Source organism: Streptomyces sp. SID11385 (assembly GCF_010548245.1).
GTDB lineage: Bacteria > Actinomycetota > Actinomycetes > Streptomycetales > Streptomycetaceae > Streptomyces.
In genome coordinates this window covers 1-2,932 of the sequence record NZ_JAAGLR010000443.1, presented here as the reverse complement: position 1 = coordinate 2,932, position 2,932 = coordinate 1, and the positions used below count along the sequence as shown (strand labels likewise).

The 2,932-nt window shown below is 72.0% G+C and carries 1 protein-coding gene and 1 pseudogene; one reads left to right on the top strand and one right to left on the bottom strand.

The window, feature by feature from the left end:
• A pseudogene (locus G3I42_RS13645) lies at positions 1–207 on the bottom strand (hypothetical protein); the annotation flags it as partial.
• A gap of 302 nt (positions 208–509) precedes the next feature.
• On the opposite strand from G3I42_RS13645, the gene G3I42_RS13640 reads away from it, so the two are divergent.
• Positions 510–2,879 (top strand): GH92 family glycosyl hydrolase, encoded by a 2,370-nt coding sequence (locus tag G3I42_RS13640; RefSeq protein ID WP_203606764.1) that lies wholly within the window; start codon positions 510–512, stop codon positions 2,877–2,879.
• Positions 2,880–2,932 lie beyond the last annotated feature (53 nt).

Genomic DNA, 2,932 nt, shown 5'->3' with positions numbered 1-2,932 from the left:
CCCGCCGAAGGAGTCGTCCGCGCGCCAGGCGGCCGTCCCCGGCGGCGGGTCCCCCGCCACGGCCTCCCCGCTCGCCGAGGCCCAGCCGGCCGCCCCGCCGACCAGCGCGAGGGCCAGCGAGGTGGTCAGTGCGAGGTTGATCAACGCCGACCGGAAGTGTCCCGCCCTGAGGCGTCCTGCCCGGTGTTCTGCCCTGAGGTGCCGCATCCCCCGTCGTCCTTCCGTCTCGTCCGTGCTGACGAGGGGGAAGGTAGGAAGACGCCTCACGGCCGGGCATCACACCGGGGAGCCACGTCGGGGGTGGTACGGGGGTAGCGGACGCCAGCGCCGGACGGTACCCGGGTAGGGGGCCGGGCCACCGGGGCCAGGGCCCCGCCCCCGGACCCGCAGCCGGCCCCGCCCCCGCCCCCGCAACTCCCGCTTCGGCACGCCCCCTTGACCCCTCCCCCGCCCCGTCGAAGAATGACCCGCTGACAACGTTGTCTCAGCGGCTGGAGGGCATCCCTCACATGTCATGGCCTCATCGATTCCGCAGGCGGGGCGCGGTCGCGCTGCTCGCCGGGACGCTCGTGGGCGGGGTGCTGCTCGCGCCGTCCGCGCAGGCGGTCGCCGGGCACGCGCCGGGGCGGGACCACCTCACCGACCTCGTCAACCCGTTCATCGGCACCGAGAACGAGGGGAACACCTACCCGGGCGCGGCGGTGCCCTTCGGCATGGTGCAGCTCTCCCCGGACACCGGTCACACGACCGGCTACGACTACCAGCAGGACCACATCAGGGGCCTGAGCCTCACCCACATCTCGGGCGTCGGCTGCGGGCTCGGCGGCGATCTGCCCGTCCTGCCCACGACGGGGGACGTCACCGAGACGGACGACGCGAAGTACGCCTCCGCGTACAGCCACGACGACGAGGAGGCCCACCCCGGGTACTACCGCGTCGGCCTCAAGACGTACGGCGTGCAGGCCGAGGCGACCGCGACCGAGCGGACCGGCAAGCAGCGGTACACGTTCCCCGCGACGGACAAGGCGAACGTCCTGTTCAACGCCGGGCAGTCGCTGCACCGCACGGTCTCCACGAAGGTCGAGGTCCTCGACTCCCGCACAATCCGCACCGCCATCACCGGCCGGGGCTTCTGCCAGGACACCGTGCCGTACACGGTCTACACGATCACCCGCTTCGACCGCCCCTTCACCTCCTACGGCACCTGGGCGGACGGCAAGGTCACGGCCGGTTCGAAGTCCTCGGCCGCGCAGGAGGGCGGCAACGGTGCCTACGTACGCTTCGACACCCACAAGGACCGCACCGTCGAGGCGACGACCGCCCTGTCCTACGTCGACGCGACGGGCGCGGCCCGCAATCTCAGGGCCGAGGGCGGCACGTCCTTCGACCGGGCCCGCCACGCGGCCGACGCGACCTGGGAGAAGCGGCTCGGCACGGTCGCGGCGCAGGGCGGCGACGACACGCTGCGCCGCACCTTCTACTCCTCGCTCTACCGGTCCTTCCTCGCCCCGAACCTGGGCGAGGACGTGGACGGCCGCTACACCGGCTGGGACCAGAAGAAGCACCGCTCCGACGGCTTCACGTACTACCAGAACTGGTCGCTGTGGGACACGTACCGCACGCAGACCCAGCTCCTCTCGCTGCTCGCCCCGCACGAGGCGCGGGACATGGCACTGTCGGTGCTGCGCGTCGACAAGGAGAGCGGCTGGCTGCCCAAGTGGGGGTACGGGACGGTCGAGACGAACATCATGACGGGCGACCCGGTCACCCCGTTCCTGACCAACGCCTACCAGCAGGGGCTGCTCAAGGGCCACGAGGAGGAGGCGTACCGGGCGCTGAAGAAGAACGCGGACGGGGTGCCGCCCACCGCGTCCCCGGCGGTCGGCCGCGAGGCCAACGCCCAGTACCTGAAGGACGGTTTCGCGCCGTACATCAAGGACCGCCCGCACGCCAAGCCCGGTGACTCGGACTTCGACCACGGCGGTTCGGCGACGCTCGAATACGCCTTGTCCGACGGCATGCTGAGCCGGATGGCGAAGGACCTCGGGCACGACGCGGACGCGCGCCGCTACGCGGACCGCGCCCAGAACTACCGGAAGATCTTCGACCCGTCGACCGGCTTCTTCCGCTCCCGCGACGCCTCGGGCGCCTTCGCGGGCCCGGCCGACCCGGCGCAGAGCGAGGGCTTCCACGAGGGCACGGCGTGGCAGTACCAGTGGATGGTGCCGCAGGACCTGCCCGGCGTGATCGACCTGATCGGCGGCCAGGACGCGGCGCGAAAGCGCCTCGACTCCTTCTTCGCCTACGACCAGCTCGTGGCCGACCCGGCGAAGACGGCCCGCGAGGTGTGGGTCAACGGCCCGTACGACTACTACAACGCGGACAAGTACAACCCGCAGAACGAGCCCGACCTGATCGCCCCGTACACGTACCTGTCCACGGGGCAGCCGTGGAAGACCACCGACGTCGTGCACGCGGCGCTGACGCTCTTCACCGACACCCCGACCGGCATGACCGGCAACGACGACCTCGGCACGATGTCGGCCTGGATGGTGCTCTCGGCGATCGGCGTCTACCCGGTGCAGCCGGGGACCGCCACGTGGAGCCTGTCGACGCCGGTCTTCGACCGGGTCGACCTCACGCTCGACAAGCGCTACTACCCGGCGGGCCGGTTCACGGTCACGGCGCCGGGCACGTCGGCGCAGCAGCGGTACACGCAGTCGGTGCGGCTGGACGGCAAGGCGTGGGACCGCACGTACCTGACGACGGACGACCTGCGGAAGAGCCGGCGGCTCGACTTCACGGTCGGCACCGGCCCCTCCGCGTGGGGCACGGCGGCGGGCGACGCGCCGCCGGCGGTGACGCCTTCGCAGCGGTGACGCCTTCGCGGCGGTGAGGCCGTCGCGGCCGTAGCGGCGGCGGGGACGGTACG